Here is an 18,651-nt window from a genome sequence, read left to right as displayed (position 1 = left end):
ATACGAGACCATCATGAACCCGGCCGTGAGCCTCGCGGCCTGACACCCCCAACTGTCACCTAAATGTGCGGCAGTCCCGTGGAGCCCTGTCCGCACTCACCACGCCAAGTTCCCTCAGGGAGTCGCCGGCAGCGAGTGGGGACTAAAGCTCACGCTCACGGAGCGCGAAGACAGCGAGGATGGAATCGAACAGACGGCTTTCGTCTTCCTAACCTTTCGCGGTCTCGAGGAAGGGCTGCCGGTTCATTCCGACGGCATCGCGGCGGTACGACAGCTCTCTTTGTGGAACACGCGGCTCGCGCAGCGGACGAGCGTCACGGTCAGCACACTGCAGTAGTTGTCTTGGAACTCAGTCCTCACTCCGCGTAGGAAGGTACCCTGGCTTTGTCGGGGGCATGGACCTGATCGACTAAGCAGCCGGTGAGTCGCATCGGCCGGATCCTCCGCGGTACGCACGTCTTTCCACCGCGAGTGACCCAACTCGTGGCTGACGTGCCGAGGTGAGTAGAGAGCCGAGCGACTGTCATGTCGACCACCAGTCGTGTACTTCCTATCGAACACCTGCAGCAGGGGCGGGTGCACATGCAGATCATGAGATGTTGGGTTGGGGCAGGGTGGCTGGAAGCCCCAAATCGTGAAGCGTCCGCGGTCGGCTCGTCCGTACGGCTGCCCATCAGATAACTACCTCAATGGTCCGTGACCTACCGCCACCACCCGGCTACACTCGTACCAATCCAACCGCCCGGTTCCCTGTAAACACAAGGGAATCCGCGAGTCCCCGAGACGATTGGCGGAGACCGGAAATCGACTGGATCCACCAGGGGCCGCAGGTTCACATCCTGTCAGCCCGACTATGTGATGAGTCGAGGCATGTGTCTCAGATGAGTCGCGAGATGTGTCACAACGGGAGCCTAGCCATGGGCCGGGAACACGTTTGCCACGGGTGGGACCGTCCGATGTCCAGTGGCGGAGCTTCCCGGCATAGCGTAAGGTGATCCGGCCTCGAGAGTAGACCTTGTCATACCGGATTCTCCAACTACGGTTGTCCATCTGAAGCCGGGGCGTAGCTTTCGTGCGGGCTGCATAGACCGCTGCTGGTGTTCACCGCCCTAGGGCTCGGTGGGGCCGTACATGGTTGCAGTGGTCTTGGAAGGAATCCAGCTAGGCCCTGAAGTTGGTGTTATCTGCAGGGGCTCCGGCATCTGCCAGCCAGCGTTCTAGGGTCTGGTGGAACCGTTCGATCGTCCCCTGGCTGGTGGAGTGCCCGGGCGCCCCGTTCTTCTGGATGATGCTCAGGTCTGCCAGGAGCTGTTCGAACCCGTTGGGCTGGGCGTTCCGGCCTACTTTCAGCCCTGCCAGTCGGGTGGTGTAGACCGTAGGTGCTGCAACCCGCTGTCGTCGCCAAAGATCTTCGCGGATGCAGCTTGTTCCCGCCCTGGTGAGTGAGTGGTACGACGGTGTTTTCCGTGCGACATGAGCAAGAGGTCGCCCCGGCCTGACCGCCGAGAAGAATCACGGAGGTCGACGGCTGCGATTCCGGCGGCGGCGAGGGCGTTTGCAGCACGGTCGTCGCCGAGGCGCTCGCGCAGCACGTCGGCGACGGCCGACTGGTCGTTGCGTCGTTGGGAGGCCAGGTGCCCCTTGAACGCGGGCACGTCGGTGATCATGCGGATACGCACCCGCAGCGGGTCTCCACGCGTGTCGGCTGTGTCAACCATTGGTTCGGCAGCCGCGCGCAGGATCGCCCACACGGTCGTATGGGGCGCGGCGGACTCAGCAGCGTCGACGACACGCTGCGCGAAGGTGCCGGCGCGTTCGGCCGCGCCTCGCGCGGCGGAGACCACCGCGCCCTCCTTCGAGGCGAAGTAGCGGAAGAAGGTTGCGCGTGACACGCCGATGCCATGGGCGACCTCGTCTGTTGTGACTTGGTCGAAGCCGTGCTCGACGCACCTCCAATCACGATCAGAAGAGACGGACGAACGATGACCTCGACCCCGAACCAGGACGTACCCCTGGTCTTTGTCGACGGTGGCGGGAAGTACGGAGCCGGAAGCGCGAACACAGGCCGACACGGCTCGGGGGGCGATCCTCGCCGTGCCTCCATGGCTCTCCTGCTGCTGCAAGCGGCCGGCGCGATCCTCGCCGCACTCTCGAATGATGTGGTGACCATGGTCATCGCTCGGGCGCTACACGGCACGGTGGCGGGCGTCATCCCGTTGGGCATCTCGATCCTTCGCGACGTGCTGCCGCCGCGGAAGCTCGGTTCGGGTATCGCACTCGTCAGCGCGACCCTCGGCCTCGGCGGTGCGCTCGGCCTGCCGCTCAGCGCGGTCGTAGCCGAGAACTTCGATTGGCACGCGTGCTGTTCTGGGTCGCGGCCGGAATCGCCGTGCTCGCCTTCACCGGCTACGCGGTCTTCGTGCCCTCGATCACGCAGTGCTCGCCCGGACGCATCGACGTGGTCGGCATCATCGGTCTGGCACTCGGACTCGTCGGCGTGCTCATCGCCGTCTCGCGTGGCGGCGAGTGGGGTTGGGGGATACGCGAACCCTGACCCTCTGATCGGCGGCGTGGTCGTGCTGTTGATCTGGGGCGTGATCGAGCTGCACGTGAAGGATCCGCTCGTCGCCTTGCGCGTCAGTGCGCGGACCGGTGCTGCTCACCAACCTGGCCTCGGTCGCGTTGGGTTTCGTGCTCTTCGTGTCGAACGTCGTGCTTCCGCAACTGCTCGCCCTGCCCCGGGCGGCCGGCATCGGCTTGGGGCTGACGCTCACGGCCGCGGCGCTCATCCTCGCGCCCTCGGGTCTGGCGATGATGGCCATGTCGCCCGTCGCCGGCAAAGTCGAGCGGCGCTGGGGCGCGAAGCCGCTGCTCATCATCGGTGCCGTGGCCCTCGCCCTCGCCTACGGGCTCGCCCTGATCTTCCACGCCGAGGCATGACAGATCCTCGTCGTCAACGTTGTGCTCGGCGTGGGGGGTCGGCCTCGGTTATGCCGCGATGTCTGCGCTCATCATGCAGGCCGTGCCGGTGCACGAGACCGGGGCCGCGAACGGGCTCAACGCACTCATGCGTTCGCTCGGCACGCCTATCGCCGCTGCCGTCGCCGGCGCGATCCTCGCCCAGTCCATCACGACGGTCGGCGGCGTCACCGGGACCAGTGAAGGCGGCTTCCTGCTCAGGATCACGCTCGGACTCGGCGCGGTGATCCTCTGCGTGGTCATCGCGGTCTTCATCCCGCGCCCGCGCGCGGACCAGGAGGCCGCATCTGCTGAGACGGGAAATGGGTCCTGAGCCTGCTGGCATGGGATTCGGATCATCGAGGCTTAGGCTTACCGCAAGGTGGAGGGAGAGCGATGAGTTGGAGTACGAGCGAGCTGGCGGGCATCGCCGGAACCACGGTCAAGACGATCCGTTACTACCATCACATTGGCGTGCTTCCGGAGCCTGCGCGCGCTTCGAACGGTTACAAGCAGTACCAGGTCGAGCATCTCGTCACCCTGTTGCGCGTGCTCAGGCTCAAGGAACTCGGGCTCTCCGCGCAGGACCTCCACCGCATCGCGGCGAGTGACGACGAGGGGTGGGAAGCGCTGAAGGCCCTTGACGCGGAACTCGAAGAACGCATCAAGCGATGGACCGCTGTCCGAGAAGAGCTTGCCGAGCTCCTACGCGCGCCGCGGCAGGGCCGGCCCTCGATCGATCTGCCCGCCGGCATGCTGGGGCTGTCCACATCGGTGAACGATGCCGACCGGGCCCTGCTCCTGGTCTACTCTCATGTGTTCGACGAGAAGACGATGGCGAGCATCGCGACGGCTCTGCGTAACCATACGAAAACCCCCGCGGAACTCGTATTCGACCGCCTTCCGGCAGACGCCGACGAGCCCACGAAGCACCGGCTCGCACAAGACCTCGCTGTGGTGTATTCCGAAGCGAGCGGCTCAACCCCGTCGGCCGGTTTGCCTGTGCCGCGTATCACCCAAGATGCCAGGACGGTGACGGATGTCCTGGGCGCCGTGGCCGCGCAGGTGTACAACCGGGCGCAACTGGACGTGCTCGAACGCGTGAGCGTCCTGTGTGCTCCGGCGAACGGTCAGCCTTCCGGCGGGTAGGTGTGAAGTCTCAGGACATCGGTGATCTTCCGACAGGTAGGTCTTCGCTCTCACAGAAGCGTGTAGAGGAATATGGTGGGTGCGTTGTGAACGATATGAGCCACGATCGCTGGCCACAAGGAGCCGCTGCGCCGGTACAGTTCCGCGGTGAGCACACCGACAAGGAACGCGAGCGGCGTCAGGACACTGATGCTTCCGTGGATCAGGGCGAAGACAATGGCACTGCCCAGAGTGGAAATCACCGCACCGTACCGGAACAGCGCGGTTTGGACCACGCCACGGAACAGCATCTCCTCGCCGACGGGACCGATGATGGCGATACCGATCCCGGTCACGACCAGCGCCAGGAGCCCGCCTTGCGCTCCCCCCACGAGTTGCGACTGGGTATCGGTCGCAAGGCCGAACAGGTCGATGAGTGGCGGCAGGAGAATGCCCCTCAGGAGGAACACCGCGGCGCCGCCTAGCGCGCCCACTATCAGCCACTTGGGCGTCGTCCGGGTGAAACCGAACGCCACCAATCGTCGAACCCGCAGGGAGAACGCAAGCCCGAAGGCACCCAATGTGGCGAGTCCCGCCAGCAAGGACTGCAGGACTCCCACGATCACCGGCTCGGCGTCGAACAGGCTGAACAGTCCAAAGAGGGCCCAGCCGACGGCGAAGAAACCGGCGATGCCGACGATAAGTTCGGGCCACCCTACGGAGGGACGGGCAGCAGATGTATAGGACGGTTGATGCTTGTGGTTCTTCATACCCACATCGGACACCGTGCCCACAGGGCAGGGTCAAGGACCGCCGGCAGCGCGATCGTGTTGGCTCGGGTGACGGGCACCGTGCGTCGGAGACCAGCCGGGTGCGGAACAGCGGTTCCCGCCGCCACACCCCCACTGCCGCGCTTACCCCTTGCGCCCGCGCCGTCCCACCCCGGAGCATCGAAGGATGCACGAAGAGATCAGCGTCGGGGCACGCACGCGCAGCTTCACGGTCGTCAGCAGCGGCACACCGGACCCAGAGGCTGATCTTCTCCTGGTCTTCCACGGCTCGAAGCAGAGCGGTCAGGGTTTCCGGCACTTCACTGGATACGCCTTCGATGCCCTCGCGGCGGGCGGGCGCACCGTCGTCGCCTACCTGGACGGTTACCGCGGCAACTGGAACGACGGCCGGGCCCCGAGCGGTTTCCCCGCCCGGGTGGAGAACGTCGACGATGTGGGGTTCGCCCGCGCCGTCATCGGCCGCCTCGCATCCTCCCACGGCGTCGATCCGGCGCGAGTGTTCGCCGCCGGGTACTCCAACGGTGGGGAGATGGTGATGCGGCTCCTCCACGAGACCCCGGACATGCTCGCCGGGGCCGCCGTCTACAGCGCCACCATGCCCGATGCCGGCAGCTTCGAGATCCCCGGGCCGCCACAGCAACCGGTCCCGCTGCCCGTCCTTCTCGTCCACGGCACCAAGGACCCGATCGTCCCCTACGACGGCGGCCGGATGAGCGGACTGGCCGAACACCTGCTGCGCGTCGGCGGCACCACCCTGTCCGCCCCGGACACCGCCGCCTACTTCGCCCGCCGGAACCTCATCAACAGCCCGCCCCAGACCGAGCGCATCCCCGACGCCAGCGCGGGAGACCGGACGCGGCTGGAGCGGACCGACTACCGGGAACCCGGCCGGCCGCCGGTGCGGCTCGTCACCGTCCACGGGGGAGGGCACACCGTCCCCGGTCCCGGCCGACCCCCTCGCATCCTCGGGCACATCAGCCGTGCGTTCTCCGCCGCCCAGATGACTGGTGATTTCCTCGGCCTCCGGCACGGCTGAGCGACCCGGGACCGAACATCGGCCGGAGACAAGACGAAGGCGGCCGGCACCGCGGTGCAAGGAACATCAGACGCCCCCGGCCGGCAGGCCACCTCGGAGTACGAGGTGCACGCGTGCCGACTCCACGTCTCGTTCGCAGCCGCGAGACGCGCCGCGTGGCGGCTCGGCGCGAGTGCCTCGCAGGACGCGCCGCCTGGGCCCGCAGGGAAGGGGAAACGCGGGCGTTACGCGGTGGAAACGCCCGCGCACCGCGGTTACGGAAGCATGGTGCGGGGAATCAGCGACGTCGATGGCGAAGGAACCGTATGCCTGCATCCGAACCAGCTTCCGACGCGGGCGGACAGCAGCATCACGCCGTCCACACCGCCGTGCCCCCTGCGCTCGTCGACGAATACCGCGCGGCCCGCTCGCGCTCCGCCCGGATATTCGCCCGGGCCTGCCGCAGCATGCCAGGAGGCGAAACACGTGCCGTGACGCACTACCCGCCGTTCCCCACCGTGATGGAACGAGGCACTGGGGCCGAACTCATGGACGTCGACGGCAACCACTACCTCGACGTCGTCAACAACTACACCGCGCTCGTGCACGGCAACGCGCAACCGGAGGCATCCGCAGCGATCGAGGCGATCCTGCGCGACGGCACGGTGTTCCCTGCGCCGCACCGGAGCCAGATCGCGCTCGCGGAAGAGATCGCCGAACGGGTACCCGCAGTCGAACGGCTGCGGTTCACCAACTCCGGCTCCGAGGCATCCGCCCTGGCACTGCGCATCGCGCGCAGAGCGACCGGGCGCCGCGAGCTGACCCTCGCCGACGGCGGTTACCACGGGGCGATCGCCCCGTTCACCTCCGGGGAGCCCGACGTGGTGCGCACGCCGTACAACGACCGGCTCGCGCTGGAGGCGACGATCACCGAGCGCACGGCGGCAGTGTTCATCGAACCGTTCCTGGGCGCTGGCGGCGTGATTCCCGCCGAGCCTTCTTATCTGCATGCCGTCCAAGACCGTGCACGTGAAGTCGGGGCGGTCTTCGTGTTCGACGAGGTGCAGTCCCTGCGCAACGCGCCTCAGGGCACGGCGCACGCACTCGGACTCACCCCCGACCTCGTCACTCTGGCCAAGATCATCGGCGGTGGCATGCCCATCGGCGCCGTGGGAGGGCGGGCAGATCTGCTGGAGCTCACCTCGCCGCTGGTCTCCGGGCGGCTCGACCATGCCGGGACCTTCAACGGCAACCCCGTGGCCAGCGTCGCCGGTCTTGCCGCCCTCCGGCGGCTCGACGTGACCGCGATCGCCCGGCTGAACGGCTCCGCGGCGAAGCTGGCCGATGAGATCGCCGCGGCCGGGGCCGCAGCCGGTGCACCCGTCGTCGTCACCCGTTCCGGATCTATCCTCAACGTGCACCCGGGCGCCGATGCGGTGCGCGCACCCGCCGATGCCCGCCGGGCACCCGGATTCCGTGCGGCGCTGCATCTGAGCCTGATGCTCGAAGGCGTCTACACGACGCCGCGCGGCATGCTCAACCTCTCCACCGCCCTGACCCCGGACCAGCTGCGCCAGGTGGCCGATGGCTACACCCGCGCATTCGAACGGCTCACCTCCCAGCCCGGGCTCCTTGAGGAGGCCGGAGCACTGGCACCCTGAACCAGCTCACCCCCTCGGCGGGGCAGCAGGCGCGCACCCCGCCGCCCCGCCTGGCGGGCACCTGCCTATACGCTGATTGAACTCGGCACACGAGTCATACCGGCCACCTCCGGTGGGGGCATATAGCGCGCAAAGGCGAGGGGAAGGTACGACGATGACGACGACGTCACCTCAGCCGGGGCACGCGACCCCGGCGCAGCAGAGCCGCACTCCAGTGGAACCGCGCGGCCCGCTCAGCGAACTCCTGTGCTCCGTGCTGACCGGACACTCCGCGCACCCTGGAGAGGGACGCTCTCCGAGTTCTCAGGACACGCAGCCGGAACGTGGCTGGGGCGAGCGTCTCCAGGCGGCCGCGCGCGATGCGGTGGCCGGTGGCGACGACATCGTCCGCGACGAGGACATCCAGCTCAGCCTCTTCCTGCTGTACGGGCTGCACTACGGATCACTGCCCTGGCTGGATCCCGCCTGGGAGTGGGACCCGGATCTGATCGTCACCCGGTCGATCCTGGAGCGGCCGTTTGAGGAGGCGCTGCGCGCGGCCGTGCCCGTGAACGATCCGCCGGCACCGGAACGTGATGTGGTCGCGGACTGGCTGTTCGCGGCGACCGCCCCGGTCCCGGGCCCGAGCCTGGCCCGGTTCGTGGCCAAACGGGCGAGCCTGGAACAGGTGCGGGAGTTCTTGATCCAGCGCAGCATCTACACCCTCAGGGAGGCCGACCCCCACTCCTGGGCCATTCCGCGGCTCACCGGCAGGGCCAAAGCCGCGCTGGTAGAGATCCAGTCCGACGAGTACGGCGGCGGCGACCCGGGGCGGGTGCACGCCTCGATCTTCGCGCAGACCGTGCGAGGTGCCGGTCTCGACGACACCTACGGGGCGTACCTCGATTCGGTTCCGGCGGTCACCCTGGCCTCCCAGAACACGATGTCCCTGTTCGGCCTGAACCGGCGCCTGCGCGGCGCCATCGTCGGGCATCTGGCCGCCTTCGAGATGACCTCCTCCATTCCGAACCGGATGTACGGGGACGGTTTCCGCCGGCTCGGGTTCGGCACTGACGTCACCAGGTACTTCGATGAGCACGTCGAGGCGGATGCCGTGCACGAGCAGATCGCCGGCAGAGATCTTGCCGGCGCGCTGGCCGAAGACGAACCCGAACTGCTGGGCGACATCCTCTTCGGTGCCCTCGCCTGCCTCGCCGTGGACGGCTGGGCCGGCGATCACATCCTCCACGCCTGGCAGGACGGGCACAGCTCCCTGCGGAAACCACCGGCCGTCTCCCACCTGGCATGACGGCGCCCCACACGGCTGCGGAGCGCGCCTTCGCCGTCGAGTACGTGCTCCCGCTGCGATGGGAACACGACGACGGCATCGACGAGCTCGGGGAGTACCTGCGCCGCCTGAACGCCTGGGTGGACGTCACCATCGTCGACGGTTCGCCGCCGCACCGCTATGAGGCCCATCGACGGGCCTGGCCGGAGGTGCGCCATCTGCCGCCCGCCGTCCCCGGCCTGAACGGCAAAGCACGCGGCGCGATGACCGGGATCCAGGCGGCGCGGCACGACCTCGTGATCGTCGCCGACGACGATGTCCGCTACTCCTACGAGGCGCTGCGCGCCCTGATCGACCGGATGGCAGGGGCAGACCTGGTGCGGCCCCAGAACGTCTTCGAGCCGATGCCGTGGCACGCCCGCTGGGATACCGGGCGGACTCTCATCAACCGGGCGTTCGGCGGCGACTACTCCGGCACCCTGGCACTACGGCGGAACGCGCTGCCGCCGGAAGGGTACGACACCGATGTGCTGTTCGAGAACCTCGAGCTCGAGCGCACGGTCCGGGCATGCGGCGGCCGCGTGCGCATCGCCCGGGACATCTACATCGCCCGGCGTCCGCCCACCGCGGCCAGGTTCCTGGAACAACGGGTCCGGCAGGCCTATGACAGCCTGGGCCAGCCAGCACGGTCCCTGGCCGAACTCTCACTCCTGCCGGTTGCCGTCTGGGCGTTCCGGCGGCCAGCACGCAGGCTCTCCGTGATCGTGACGGCCACCGTCGCCATCGCCGCCTGGGGCCGGTACCGGGATCGCGGCGCCGCGCACTTCCCGGCATCGGCGGTCCTGTGGGCGCCGTTGTGGGTGGCCGAACGCGCCCTCACCGCCTGGACGGTTCCCCTGGTGCGGATGCGCGGCGGCGTCCGCTACCGCGACACGCGCATCACCACCGCAGCCCACAGCACCCGTCGGCTCACACGTCACTGCAAGGAGGCACGCTCATGACCCACGATGAACGTCCCGTCACCGTGACCGCCTACCCCAACGGGCCCCTGATCGTCCGCGGTCCGGCCGTTTTCGTCGACGAGAACGGCGAGCCCATCGAGCAGCCGCGCCGGTCTGCTGCGCTGTGTCGCTGCGGTGCCTCGGCGATCAAGCCCTGGTGCGACGGCACCCATAAGATCACCGGCTTCACCACACAGCCGCGGGAGTGAACCGCCGGTGCGGCCGGCAGCGGAGGGCCTCGTCCACCGTGCCAAGCGCCGCCCTGGATATGTGGCCGCCTGACTCCGGGTGCCGCTGAGGGGCCGGGTCGACTGGTTCCGGGAGGAGGCTTGAGGGGCCATGCGTCGGCGTCCCACATCCTGCGCCGTAGACCGCGTGCCTTTCCATGCCACGAGGCTCGCGTGCGCCGGCGTAATCCGGCGCCCCACGGGCGTCCCGTCTTCCGGATCGCTGACCAGCGTGCCGTAACTGCACGCTGGTCAGAAAGCGAGGAAGGCGCCCGGAGCGTCACCGGCCGAACGGGAGCCCGCCCCAGTGTAAGAAAATTGAGTCGATCACGCTCATGTTGGAATGCTCTGCCCGCGTGTTGCGTTGTGCACACCAAAAGGAATGCATGCGGAACGAACCAGTGGTGGGTCGGCCCGGGCTCCTCGCTAGATCCGGTCGCGTGCCGCTGGGGTGTTCCAGGACGTCAACCGGGCGTCAGTGAGGAGAGGATGGTGGTGAACGATGCGCCGTTACCGCAACGGACTCAAGACGGCCGTGCTCTTGGGCCTGCTCACGGCGCTGATCCTGACGGCGGGCTACTGGTTGGGCGGTAGCACCGGCCTGGGCATCGCGACCGTATTGTCCCTGGTCACCAATGGGATCGCCTATTTTGCCTCTGACCGGATCGCGCTGAGAACGATGGGAGCGCGGCCGGTCGGCCCACGGCAGGCACCGGAGCTTCACGCCATGGTGCGGGAGCTGACCGAGTCGGCGGGGCAGCCGATGCCGCGGATCTATATCAGCGCACTGGCCCAGCCCAATGCCTTCGCAACCGGGCGGAACCCGGAGCATGCGGCGGTATGCGTCACCGAGGGCATCCTGCGCATCCTGAACCGGCGGGAGCTGCGCGCGGTTCTGGCACACGAGCTGTCGCACATCGGCAACCGGGACATCCTGATCTCCAGCGTCGCCGCGGCTCTGGCCGGTATCGTCACGTCGGTGGCGAACTTGGCGTTCTTCCTGCCGCTGGGCGCCGAGGACGACGATGCGCCGCATCCGCTGGCGGCGATGCTGATGCTGGTCCTTGGCCCACTCGCGGCGGGCTTGATTCAGCTGGCGATCAGCCGTAGCAGGGAGTACGAGGCCGACGCGGATGGTGCCCGGCTTTCCGGCGATCCGCTCGCGTTGGCCTCCGCGTTGGAGAAGATCGAGGCCGGAACGCGAGCTGTGCCACTGGCACCGGAGGGCTCGGCGGTCTCGCAGGCTCATCTGATGATCGCCAACCCGCTTGCCGGGGAGGGTGCGGCGGCGATGTTCCGCACTCACCCACCGACCTCCGAACGCGTGCGACGGCTCCATAAGATGGCTGGCCGTGCGTCGGTGCCGGCCCTGCGGCCGCTATGGACGCCTTGGGCGCTGCGCTGAACCCTCCGCGGGGCGCGGCCAGGGTCCGGCTTGAAAGCCGGTGCCCTGCCGCAGCCCCTCACTACCGCCCGTTGTACAGCGGCAGCTGCCCCTCGGCGACCAGCCGTCCGTAATGGGCCAGCACCTCATGTGCTTCCGGCTCCCGGACGCCGGTGCGCAGTTCGATCCCCCGCGCCGCAAGTTCATCCCGCCAGCCGGCCGGTACCGGGCCCTCGTCGAAGCCCGTCAGCCGCTCCACGTCCGGACCCAGCGCGGCGAACTCCAGTTCCCGCACGCCCGACCACAACAACGCACCGAAGCACATGGCGCACGGCTGCGCATTGACCGACAGCAGGACCCGCGGCGCCGCGGAACCCAGATTCCAGGTGCCCAGGGCCGACTGCGCCAGGGACAAGGTCACGACCTCGGCGTGCGCGCTCGACAGACCCGTCCCGAGCACCAGGTTCACTCCCGCGGCCAGCACCCGGCCGGAGTCGCCGTCCACGACGAGCGCCGCGAACGGCCCGCCGGTACCCTCGTCGACGTTCCGGCGCGCCAGCGCGTTCACCAGGTCCATGCGCTCCTCGGCTGAGCCGAGCGCCCGCGGCAGGTAGTCCAGCTGAAGCCGCAGCCACTCCGGCAGCCGCACCCCGAACGAGACCGGCAGGCCCTCATGCGGTGCCGGCATCAGGACTCCCCGCCTCCCGGGCCCTGCAAGGGCATATTGTCGATCAGCCTGATGCCCCCGACGACGACCGCCGCCAGCGCCAGCGCCCGTCCCCGGAAAGGCCGGCGCAGCGAGCCGGCCGGCAGCGGCTCGAGCGTCATCGGGTGCACCACCTCCAGGTACTCCACCCGCACGCCCGGCTCGGAGCGCAGCAACGCATCGGCGCCCTCCAGGTCCAGCGGTTCCCCGCGCGCCGCGGCCTCTTTCAGTGCGAACAGGGCACGCGGCAGAGCCAGGGCCGTCTGGACGTGCTCGGGGGAGAGGAGCTGGTTCCGGCTGGAGAGCGCCAGGCCCTCGGACGTGCGGACCACCGGCACCGGCACCACTTCCACCGGGATGTTCAGGTCATGCACCATCCGCTTGATGATGGTCAGCTGCTGCGCGTCCTTCTGCCCGAAGTACGCCCGGTACGGCACCTGCGCCCGCGGCTGCGCCAGATGGAACAGCTTGCTGACCACCGTCGCGACGCCGTCGAAGTGCCCGGGCCTGCCCACGCCTTCCAGCCGGTCGCCCATCGCGCCGGTGCGGACCCAGACGAGCGGCTCGCCGTCCGGGTACATCTCCTCCACCGAGGGAGCGAAGACGATGTCCGCCCCGAGCTCGCGCAGCATCGCCACATCGGCCTCCAGCGTGCGCGGATAGCGCTCCAGGTCCAGCGGGTCCCCGAACTGGAGCGGATTGACGAAGATGGTCACGACCACCACATCGGACTCGTCCCGGGCCATGCGCACCATCTGGCCGTGCCCGTCATGCAGCGCGCCCATGGTGGGCACCAGTCCCAGGCCCCGCGAGCCGCGCCCGGCACCCTCCAGGGCGGCGTCGATGGCGTCGTGGAGTTCCCGTGCGGTCCGCGTCAGCGTCAGTCTGGCCATGCACGCCATTCTAGGGTGCCGCGAGGATGCCACGGCCCCAGTCGAGGTGCGTGACCCCGGTTGCTTCTGGGCCGCGCGCCTCGGCTGGGTCCACACGCGACGGCCGGGGCATGCCCCCATGACTTAGTCTTGAGGGACACCGCCAGTCCCGCCCGAGGGACGCCTGAAGTCCTGCTCCCACCCGGAGGTGCCATGCCCGCCGCCCAGCCGGGGCGAAGCGCTCATCGAGGGCGGCGCGCTCCACGCGGAAGGCGTGCTCCGCGCGGCCACGCCGCCCAGCAGCTGGCTGCGCCCCGGACCGTCGCGCAGCGGCAGGACGAGAGCACGTCCTCCCTCCTGGAGTCCCTGTGGCAGCGCCTGGACGACCCCTATGCCGCCGCCCGCGCCGAGCACGAGGCTGACGGCACCCGCCCCGGGGTGACCACCACGCTGCTCAGCGGTCTCGTCGCGCTCATCCTGGGCGCCGGGCTGGCCGTGGCCATCGGGCAGCTGCGGATCGGGGACCCGGAGCGGGAGACCGCCCGTGCCGCCCTCATCGAGCAGATCGAGGCCGCCACCGGCGATGCGAACCTCCTGCAGCAGGAGAACCAGGAACTCGGTGCCCGGCTCAGTGCCGAGCGCAGCGCCACCCTGAGCGACACCGGCCTGGGCGAGCGCCTTGAACGGCTCGAACGCGCCGCCGGCACCACTCCGGTGGACGGGCGCGGCATCGTCGTCACCCTCAACGACGACCCGGCCGCGGTCACCGGCGCCGGCGATCCCCGCAGCGCCGAGGACACCGCAAACCGGGTGCAGGACCAGGATCTGCAGACCGTCGTCAACGCCCTGTTCGCCTGCGGCGCGCAGGCCGTGGCCATCAACGGGCACCGGTTCACCTCCCTGTCGGCGATCCGCGGTGCCGGAGGTGCCATCATGGTCAACTACACCCCGCTCACCGCCCCCTACGAGGTCGCGGCCGTCGGCGGCGAGGACCCCGGGAGCTTGCGCCGTCAGTTCCTCGCTTCGGACACCTTCGACTACCTGAAGGTGCTTGAGCGGGACTACGCCATCGCCTCCGGCGTCTCACAGCCACGCGCCGTGAGCGTGCCGGCGGCGGAGATGCCGGCCTTCCGGCACGCCGACACCCTGAGCACCGCAGACGGAAGCGAGGTCACCGAGTGATCGCCATCATCGGGCTCGTGCTGGGCATCCTGCTGGGCATCTGGCTCAACCCCACGGTGCCGCCGGCCATCCAGCCCTATCTGCCCATCGCCGTGGTGGCGGCGCTCGATGCGCTCGCCGGCGGCCTGCGGGCGGTGCTCTCGGGCACCTTCGACGACCGCGTCTTCGTCATCTCCTTCTTCTCCAATGTGCTCATCGCCGCCTTCATCGTGTTCCTGGGCGATCAGCTCGGCGTCGGCACGCAGCTGTCCACCGCCGTCGTGGTCGTCCTGGGCATCCGTATCTTCACCAACGTCGCGGCCATCCGCCGCCAGCTGCTGAAGGCCTGACCGCCGATGGCGCACAAGCACGAACGCCCCCGCCGGGACAGGCGCAGGACCGGGACCGGCTCGCCCACGACCGGTGAGGCCGCGCAGGCCCCGGGCGCCGACGGCACCACGCGCACTCCGGGTGCCGCCGATGCTGCCGCCACCGACCTCGACGATGCCGAGGCTCGGGCCCAGGCCGACCGTGCCGATCCCCCGCCCGCCGCGACCGCCGACCCCGCGGCCGAGACCGCCGAGACCGGTCCCGGCGCGACGCCCAGCCCGCGCCGCCTGGCATGGCTGCGCCTGCGCGCGGCGTTCACCGCCCGCCCGGGACGCTCGCAGCTGCTGGCCGCATTCCTGTGCGCCATCCTGGGCTTCGCCGCCACCACGCAGATCCGCCAGACCGAGGCCGATGGCCTGCAGCAGCTCTCGGAGGCCGAGCTGGTGCGGATCATGGCCGATGTCGGCCAGCGCACCGAGCGTCTGGAGGCCGAGCGGGATGAACTGCTCGCCCAGCAGCGAGAACTCGCCTCCGGCAGCGACCAGCAGGAAGCCGCCCGCGAGCAGGCCAGGGCCCGTGCCGAGGCCCTGGCCATCCTGACCGGGGAAGCCCCGGTGGAGGGGAGCGGCATCGTGATCGAGGTGACGGATCCGGGCCGGGCGGTCACGGCGGCCGATATGGTCGGCATCGTGCAGGAGCTGCGCGACGCCGGGGCCGAGGCCATCGAGATCTCCGGCATCCGGGTGGTCGCCTCCACCGCCATCACCGCATCGGCCGATGGCGGCGTCCTGATCGGCGGCGAAGAGGCCGAGCCCCCGTACCGGGTGGCGGCCATCGGCGATCCGGAGACGATGGACACGGCCCTGCAGATTCCCGGCGGGGTCAGGGACACGGTGGAGCGGCGAGGCGCGGCGATGACGACGGAGAGACAGTCCCGTCTGGAGATTCGCGCCACGGTTGCCGCCGGGAATACCGGCCCGTAGTCTTTTCTTGACCCAGCGCCGCTGAACGGCCGTTCTGGCCGGTATGCTGGGATCACCTAGTTTCGGCTCGTCGACGAGGAGTGGGAATGCCCGAGCTCGAGTACCCCTCGCATCTGCGGTACTCCGCTGACCACGAGTGGGTGGTGGCCGGCTCCGAGGAGTCCGTCTACCGCGTGGGCGTGACCGCGTATGCGCAGGACTCCCTCGGGGAGGTCGTCTTCGTCGACGTTCCCGCCGAGGGCGACGCCCTTACCGCGGGTGAGGCCTGCGGGGAGATCGAGTCCACCAAGAGCGTCAGCGATCTCGTGGCGCCCCTGTCCGGCACTGTGGTGGCCGTCAACCCGGCCCTGGAGGACACTCCGGAGGTGGTCAACTCCTCGCCTTATGAGGACGGCTGGCTCTACGAGGTCCGCGCCTCCGCGCCGGACGAGCTGGACCAGCTCATGGACGCCGATGCCTACCGCGAGAGTCTGAGCTGAAGGATCCCCATGTCGTCTCCGAACTACCCCCAGCAGCCCCCGGGCCAGTACCCGCAGGGACAGCAGCCGGTGCAGCCCGGCCAGCAGTGGCCGCCGCACGAAGGTCAGCAGTCCCCGGCGCCCTGGGAGCAGACCGCCGGCGGGGCCCCGCAGCAGTGGGGGCAGCAGCCGCCTCAGCCGTACGGCAGCCAGCCGCCCCAGGCGCCCCAGCCCTATGGCTCCCAGCCGCAGCACTACGGCGGTACGCAGGGCCAGCCGCAGGTGCCTTACGGATCCAACCCGCCGCCGGCCGGCTCCCATCCGGTGCCGCCGCAATCCAGTCACAGCATCGTCGATCCGCACACCGGTGAGATCCACCCCGTCGAAGGCCTGGATTCCCTGCAGGAGACCGACGCGCTGCTGGTCGTCGTCTCCGGCCCGGACGCCGGGGCGCAGATCCTGCTCGACACCGATGTCGTCACGGTGGGCCGCAGCCCCAACGCCGATATCTTCCTGGACGACGTCACCGTCTCCCGCAAGCACGCGGAGTTCGTCCGCACGCCCAGCGGGTTCCTGCTCCGGGACACCGGCTCGCTCAACGGCACCTACGTCCAGCGGCAGCTGATCGACTCGATCGAGCTGACCAACGGCGCCGATGTGCAGATCGGCAAGTTCCGGATGATCTTCCAGCAGCGTCCCCGCAGCGCCTGAGCCCTGCCCGCGGCGCCGCCGCAGGACGCCAGAAGTCTCACAGGCGTGACCGGGGAGGGACGCAGTAGGCTGATCCCATGAGAGAAGTCGAGGTCCTGGGTGTCCGGGTCGAGCTCCCGGCCAGACAGCCGATCCTCCTGCTGCGCAGCCTGTACGAGCCGAAGTACCTGCCGATCTGGATCGGCGTGCAGGAGGCCAATGCGATCGCGCTCGCGCTCCAGGGCGTGGAGCCGCCGCGTCCGCTGACGCATCAGCTGCTGCTGAACGTCGTGCATCACTTCGGCGGCGGCCTTGAGCGCGTGGAGGTCACCGGCCTGGACGGGCATACCTTCCTGGGTGAGCTGGTGTTCGACGACGGGCGGCGGCTCAGCTGCCGGCCATCCGACGGCGCGGCCCTGGCGCTGCTCGCCCAGGTGCCGGTCTTCGTCGCCGATGAGCTGATCGACACTGCAGGGGTGGAGATGGAGGTGGACGACGAGACCGAGGTGGAGCAGTTCCGGGAGTTCCTGGACCATGTCTCCGCCGAGGACTTCGAGTCCGGCGGCCCAGACGGTCCCGCGGAGTCCGGTGGTCCCGACGGTCCGTCGGAGCCGGGCGGCCCCGAGGCCCGCTGAACGGCACCGCTCTCAGCTTCTCCGGTCCTCCGGTTCCGCTGTCAGTTCCTCCAGCGCGTCCAGCAGTGCCCCGCGCCACCACGCGTAGTCGTGACCGCCCTCGTACCCTCGCATCCGCACATCCCAGCCATCGCCGGCCAGCCGATGCCGGAGCGTCTCCATCCGTCCGATGGTCAGGCCCTCCAGGGTGCCCACCTGCAGCCGGATCCGCGCCTGGCCCGCGATGCCGCTCCCGGCGGCAGTCCCGGCCGTGGTGAAGCGCTCGGTGATCCAAGCCGGGACGGCGGAGTGCAGATCACGCGGCGTGGGCGTGCCGGCAATGCCACGCCAGCCTTCCGGCCGCCACCACATGGACGGTGACTGCGCGATCACCGCGTCGAACGTCCCCGGCGTCTCGGTCGCCGCTGCCAGCGCCGCGAGCCCGCCCAGGCTCTGACCGGCGATGATCCTGCCGCCGGTGCCCGGGGCGGGTACGCCGTGCTCAGCCAGGGCCTTCAGCGCCCAGGGGACCGCCCGGTGCGCCACCGCGCGGAGCATCGCCGGATGCCCGCCCAGGAACCGCCTGCGGTCCTCCCGCCTGCCGTTGCCGATGCCCAGTACCGCCAGCGGCGGCAGGCGCCCGGCTCTCCGCGCTGCCGCGAGGGCGGCCGGCAGGCCGGCCTCCTCGAACCACACCTCACCGTCGAACACCACCAGCAGCGGCACCGGCGCGATCTTGCCGGACGCCGCCGGCACCCCCGGTTTCTCGGGTGTCTCCGGCGTCGCCGGGGTGCCTGCGCCGGCTGGAGTACCTGCGCCGGACCCGGTGCCTGCGCCGGCCGCGGCGTCGAGGAGTGGCACGTGCAACCAGCAGGGCCGCGGTCCCCGTCCGTCGACGTCCAAGGCGTCCAGCGAGGTGGTCACGGTGCGGCACGCGCGCAGCGTCTCCGCGGGATCGGTCGCCCCGTGCGGTTCCCATTCGCGCTGCGAGGGCGCCTGATCCCCGGAGAAGACGGACAGTCCGCGCAGGCGCGGCGCGGGGTTGAGCGGGTCGGCGCGATGAGCGAGCGTTCCGGGGGAGCGCTCGGGCGTGCTCGTCCGGCCGGGGGAGAAGCCGTAGCTGGCGCGCAGGCCCGCGGGCAGGTCCAGCGTGAGCATCCACAGCGAGGTGTTCGGGATCCGGCGCATCCAGCCGCGCTCGTGCGAGTCCTTGTCGGTGACCCGGTTGACCCACAGATGAACTGCCTCGACAGGGGAGCCGGAGTCCTCCTCCCACAGGAACGTCACTCGCCGCAGTGCCGGATCGCGCGGGTGGGCGTCCACGAGCGGGGTGCCCTCCCGCTGAGCGCGCTCTACCAGCGCGGCCGCCTCGGCCGGTTGTGCCATCATCGGTGTCCTCATCGTC

21 protein-coding genes and 1 pseudogene are annotated in these 18,651 nt (G+C 69.6%); 17 read left to right on the top strand and 5 right to left on the bottom strand.

Annotation, left to right across the window (positions count from 1 at the left end; translation table 11 throughout):
• Nucleotides 1-1,346: 1,346 nt before the first annotated feature.
• The gene (locus IEW13_RS12690; protein WP_268235207.1) at nt 1,347-2,072 is read right to left on the bottom strand and encodes a TetR/AcrR family transcriptional regulator; all 726 of its coding nucleotides are present in this window, start codon (nt 2,070-2,072) and stop codon (nt 1,347-1,349) included.
• Here IEW13_RS12690 and IEW13_RS17835 point away from each other — a divergent pair.
• The 5 genes and pseudogenes from IEW13_RS17835 to IEW13_RS12680 all read left to right on the top strand — a co-directional run.
• Nucleotides 1,983-2,300 (top strand): annotated as a pseudogene (locus IEW13_RS17835) (MFS transporter); the annotation flags it as partial. The gene IEW13_RS12690 and the pseudogene IEW13_RS17835 overlap by 90 nt on opposite strands.
• Nucleotides 2,301-2,359: 59 nt before the next feature.
• Entirely contained in the window at nt 2,360-2,554 is a 195-nt protein-coding gene (locus tag IEW13_RS17540) for a hypothetical protein (RefSeq protein WP_229745144.1), read from the top strand.
• Between the two features lie 98 nt (nt 2,555-2,652).
• Nucleotides 2,653-2,940 (top strand): MFS transporter, encoded by a 288-nt coding sequence (locus IEW13_RS17535; RefSeq protein ID WP_229745143.1) that lies wholly within the window; start codon nt 2,653-2,655, stop codon nt 2,938-2,940.
• Nucleotides 2,941-2,998: 58 nt separating this feature from the next.
• Nucleotides 2,999-3,292, top strand: a complete 294-nt coding sequence (locus tag IEW13_RS17530) for an MFS transporter (RefSeq protein ID WP_229745142.1) — start codon at nt 2,999-3,001, stop codon at nt 3,290-3,292.
• A gap of 62 nt (nt 3,293-3,354) precedes the next feature.
• The gene (locus tag IEW13_RS12680) at nt 3,355-4,107 is read left to right on the top strand and encodes a MerR family transcriptional regulator (protein WP_188551284.1); all 753 of its coding nucleotides are present in this window, start codon (nt 3,355-3,357) and stop codon (nt 4,105-4,107) included.
• A gap of 50 nt (nt 4,108-4,157) precedes the next feature.
• Here IEW13_RS12680 and IEW13_RS12675 read toward each other — a convergent pair whose 3' ends face one another.
• Complete coding sequence (locus tag IEW13_RS12675; RefSeq protein WP_188551283.1) at nt 4,158-4,856, bottom strand: CPBP family intramembrane glutamic endopeptidase; 699 nt, start codon at nt 4,854-4,856, stop codon at nt 4,158-4,160.
• A 187-nt stretch (nt 4,857-5,043) separates the two neighbouring features.
• Here IEW13_RS12675 and IEW13_RS12670 point away from each other — a divergent pair, with 187 nt between their 5' ends.
• From IEW13_RS12670 to IEW13_RS12645, 6 genes are all read left to right on the top strand, one after another.
• Entirely contained in the window at nt 5,044-5,913 is an 870-nt protein-coding gene (locus tag IEW13_RS12670) for a CE1 family esterase (protein ID WP_188551282.1), read from the top strand.
• A 305-nt stretch (nt 5,914-6,218) separates the two neighbouring features.
• Nucleotides 6,219-7,553 (top strand): aspartate aminotransferase family protein, encoded by a 1,335-nt coding sequence (locus IEW13_RS12665; protein WP_188551281.1) that lies wholly within the window; start codon nt 6,219-6,221, stop codon nt 7,551-7,553.
• 154 nt (nt 7,554-7,707) lie between these two features.
• The gene (locus IEW13_RS12660) at nt 7,708-8,841 is read left to right on the top strand and encodes an iron-containing redox enzyme family protein (protein WP_188551280.1); all 1,134 of its coding nucleotides are present in this window, start codon (nt 7,708-7,710) and stop codon (nt 8,839-8,841) included.
• Entirely contained in the window at nt 8,838-9,821 is a 984-nt protein-coding gene (locus IEW13_RS12655; RefSeq protein ID WP_188551279.1) for a glycosyltransferase family 2 protein, read from the top strand. Before IEW13_RS12660 ends, IEW13_RS12655 begins: the two co-directional genes overlap by 4 nt.
• Nucleotides 9,818-10,030, top strand: coding sequence for a CDGSH iron-sulfur domain-containing protein (locus tag IEW13_RS12650; protein ID WP_188551278.1), 213 nt, complete (start codon nt 9,818-9,820; stop codon nt 10,028-10,030). Before IEW13_RS12655 ends, IEW13_RS12650 begins: the two co-directional genes overlap by 4 nt.
• Before the next feature lie 520 nt (nt 10,031-10,550).
• Nucleotides 10,551-11,453, top strand: coding sequence for a M48 family metalloprotease (locus tag IEW13_RS12645; protein WP_188551277.1), 903 nt, complete (start codon nt 10,551-10,553; stop codon nt 11,451-11,453).
• A 61-nt stretch (nt 11,454-11,514) separates the two neighbouring features.
• Here IEW13_RS12645 and IEW13_RS12640 read toward each other — a convergent pair whose 3' ends face one another.
• Both IEW13_RS12640 and panC read right to left on the bottom strand, forming a co-directional pair.
• Nucleotides 11,515-12,120, bottom strand: a complete 606-nt coding sequence (locus IEW13_RS12640) for a nucleoside deaminase (protein WP_188551276.1) — start codon at nt 12,118-12,120, stop codon at nt 11,515-11,517.
• The gene (gene panC, locus IEW13_RS12635; protein ID WP_188551275.1) at nt 12,120-13,031 is read right to left on the bottom strand and encodes a pantoate--beta-alanine ligase; all 912 of its coding nucleotides are present in this window, start codon (nt 13,029-13,031) and stop codon (nt 12,120-12,122) included. The genes IEW13_RS12640 and panC overlap by 1 nt, the downstream gene beginning before the upstream one ends.
• A gap of 192 nt (nt 13,032-13,223) precedes the next feature.
• Here panC and IEW13_RS12630 point away from each other — a divergent pair, with 192 nt between their 5' ends.
• The 6 genes from IEW13_RS12630 to IEW13_RS12605 all read left to right on the top strand — a co-directional run bounded on the left by IEW13_RS12630 (nt 13,224) and on the right by IEW13_RS12605 (nt 17,267).
• Nucleotides 13,224-14,192, top strand: coding sequence for a DUF881 domain-containing protein (locus IEW13_RS12630; protein ID WP_188551274.1), 969 nt, complete (start codon nt 13,224-13,226; stop codon nt 14,190-14,192).
• Nucleotides 14,189-14,521, top strand: coding sequence for a small basic family protein (locus tag IEW13_RS12625; RefSeq protein WP_188551273.1), 333 nt, complete (start codon nt 14,189-14,191; stop codon nt 14,519-14,521). The genes IEW13_RS12630 and IEW13_RS12625 overlap by 4 nt, the downstream gene beginning before the upstream one ends.
• Nucleotides 14,522-14,527: 6 nt before the next feature.
• Entirely contained in the window at nt 14,528-15,484 is a 957-nt protein-coding gene (locus tag IEW13_RS12620) for a DUF881 domain-containing protein (RefSeq protein WP_188551272.1), read from the top strand.
• An 86-nt stretch (nt 15,485-15,570) separates the two neighbouring features.
• Complete coding sequence (gene gcvH / locus IEW13_RS12615; protein ID WP_188551271.1) at nt 15,571-15,963, top strand: glycine cleavage system protein GcvH; 393 nt, start codon at nt 15,571-15,573, stop codon at nt 15,961-15,963.
• Between the two features lie 9 nt (nt 15,964-15,972).
• On the top strand, nt 15,973-16,653 hold the full coding sequence (locus IEW13_RS17525; RefSeq protein ID WP_229745141.1) for an FHA domain-containing protein: 681 nt from the start codon (nt 15,973-15,975) through the stop codon (nt 16,651-16,653).
• Between the two features lie 77 nt (nt 16,654-16,730).
• Nucleotides 16,731-17,267 (top strand): bifunctional nuclease family protein, encoded by a 537-nt coding sequence (locus IEW13_RS12605; protein WP_188551270.1) that lies wholly within the window; start codon nt 16,731-16,733, stop codon nt 17,265-17,267.
• Between the two features lie 12 nt (nt 17,268-17,279).
• Here the strand turns inward: IEW13_RS12605 and IEW13_RS12600 are convergent, their stop codons facing one another.
• Complete coding sequence (locus IEW13_RS12600) at nt 17,280-18,635, bottom strand: alpha/beta hydrolase-fold protein (RefSeq protein WP_188551269.1); 1,356 nt, start codon at nt 18,633-18,635, stop codon at nt 17,280-17,282.
• Nucleotides 18,636-18,651: the final 16 nt, after the last annotated feature.

Source organism: Sediminivirga luteola, from assembly GCF_014639315.1.
In the GTDB taxonomy this organism is placed as follows: Bacteria; Actinomycetota; Actinomycetes; order Actinomycetales; family Brevibacteriaceae; genus Sediminivirga; species Sediminivirga luteola.
The sequence above is the reverse complement of the archived record's forward strand: the minus strand, read 5'-3'. Positions and strand labels throughout refer to the sequence as shown.

Coding starts and splice junctions, on each gene's coding strand:
- IEW13_RS17530 (WP_229745142.1), top strand. CDS start 2,999: ATGTCTGCGCTCATCATGCAGGCCGTGCCGGTGCACGAGACCGGGGCC.
- IEW13_RS12680 (WP_188551284.1), top strand. CDS start 3,355: ATGAGTTGGAGTACGAGCGAGCTGGCGGGCATCGCCGGAACCACGGTC.
- IEW13_RS12675 (WP_188551283.1), bottom strand. CDS start 4,856: ATGAAGAACCACAAGCATCAACCGTCCTATACATCTGCTGCCCGTCCC.
- IEW13_RS12670 (WP_188551282.1), top strand. CDS start 5,044: ATGCACGAAGAGATCAGCGTCGGGGCACGCACGCGCAGCTTCACGGTC.
- IEW13_RS12665 (WP_188551281.1), top strand. CDS start 6,219: ATGCCTGCATCCGAACCAGCTTCCGACGCGGGCGGACAGCAGCATCAC.
- IEW13_RS12660 (WP_188551280.1), top strand. CDS start 7,708: ATGACGACGACGTCACCTCAGCCGGGGCACGCGACCCCGGCGCAGCAG.
- IEW13_RS12655 (WP_188551279.1), top strand. CDS start 8,838: ATGACGGCGCCCCACACGGCTGCGGAGCGCGCCTTCGCCGTCGAGTAC.
- IEW13_RS12650 (WP_188551278.1), top strand. CDS start 9,818: ATGACCCACGATGAACGTCCCGTCACCGTGACCGCCTACCCCAACGGG.
- IEW13_RS12645 (WP_188551277.1), top strand. CDS start 10,551: ATGCGCCGTTACCGCAACGGACTCAAGACGGCCGTGCTCTTGGGCCTG.
- IEW13_RS12640 (WP_188551276.1), bottom strand. CDS start 12,120: ATGCCGGCACCGCATGAGGGCCTGCCGGTCTCGTTCGGGGTGCGGCTG.
- panC (WP_188551275.1), bottom strand. CDS start 13,031: ATGGCCAGACTGACGCTGACGCGGACCGCACGGGAACTCCACGACGCC.
- IEW13_RS12630 (WP_188551274.1), top strand. CDS start 13,224: ATGCCCGCCGCCCAGCCGGGGCGAAGCGCTCATCGAGGGCGGCGCGCT.
- IEW13_RS12620 (WP_188551272.1), top strand. CDS start 14,528: ATGGCGCACAAGCACGAACGCCCCCGCCGGGACAGGCGCAGGACCGGG.
- gcvH (WP_188551271.1), top strand. CDS start 15,571: ATGCCCGAGCTCGAGTACCCCTCGCATCTGCGGTACTCCGCTGACCAC.
- IEW13_RS17525 (WP_229745141.1), top strand. CDS start 15,973: ATGTCGTCTCCGAACTACCCCCAGCAGCCCCCGGGCCAGTACCCGCAG.
- IEW13_RS12605 (WP_188551270.1), top strand. CDS start 16,731: ATGAGAGAAGTCGAGGTCCTGGGTGTCCGGGTCGAGCTCCCGGCCAGA.
- IEW13_RS12600 (WP_188551269.1), bottom strand. CDS start 18,635: ATGATGGCACAACCGGCCGAGGCGGCCGCGCTGGTAGAGCGCGCTCAG.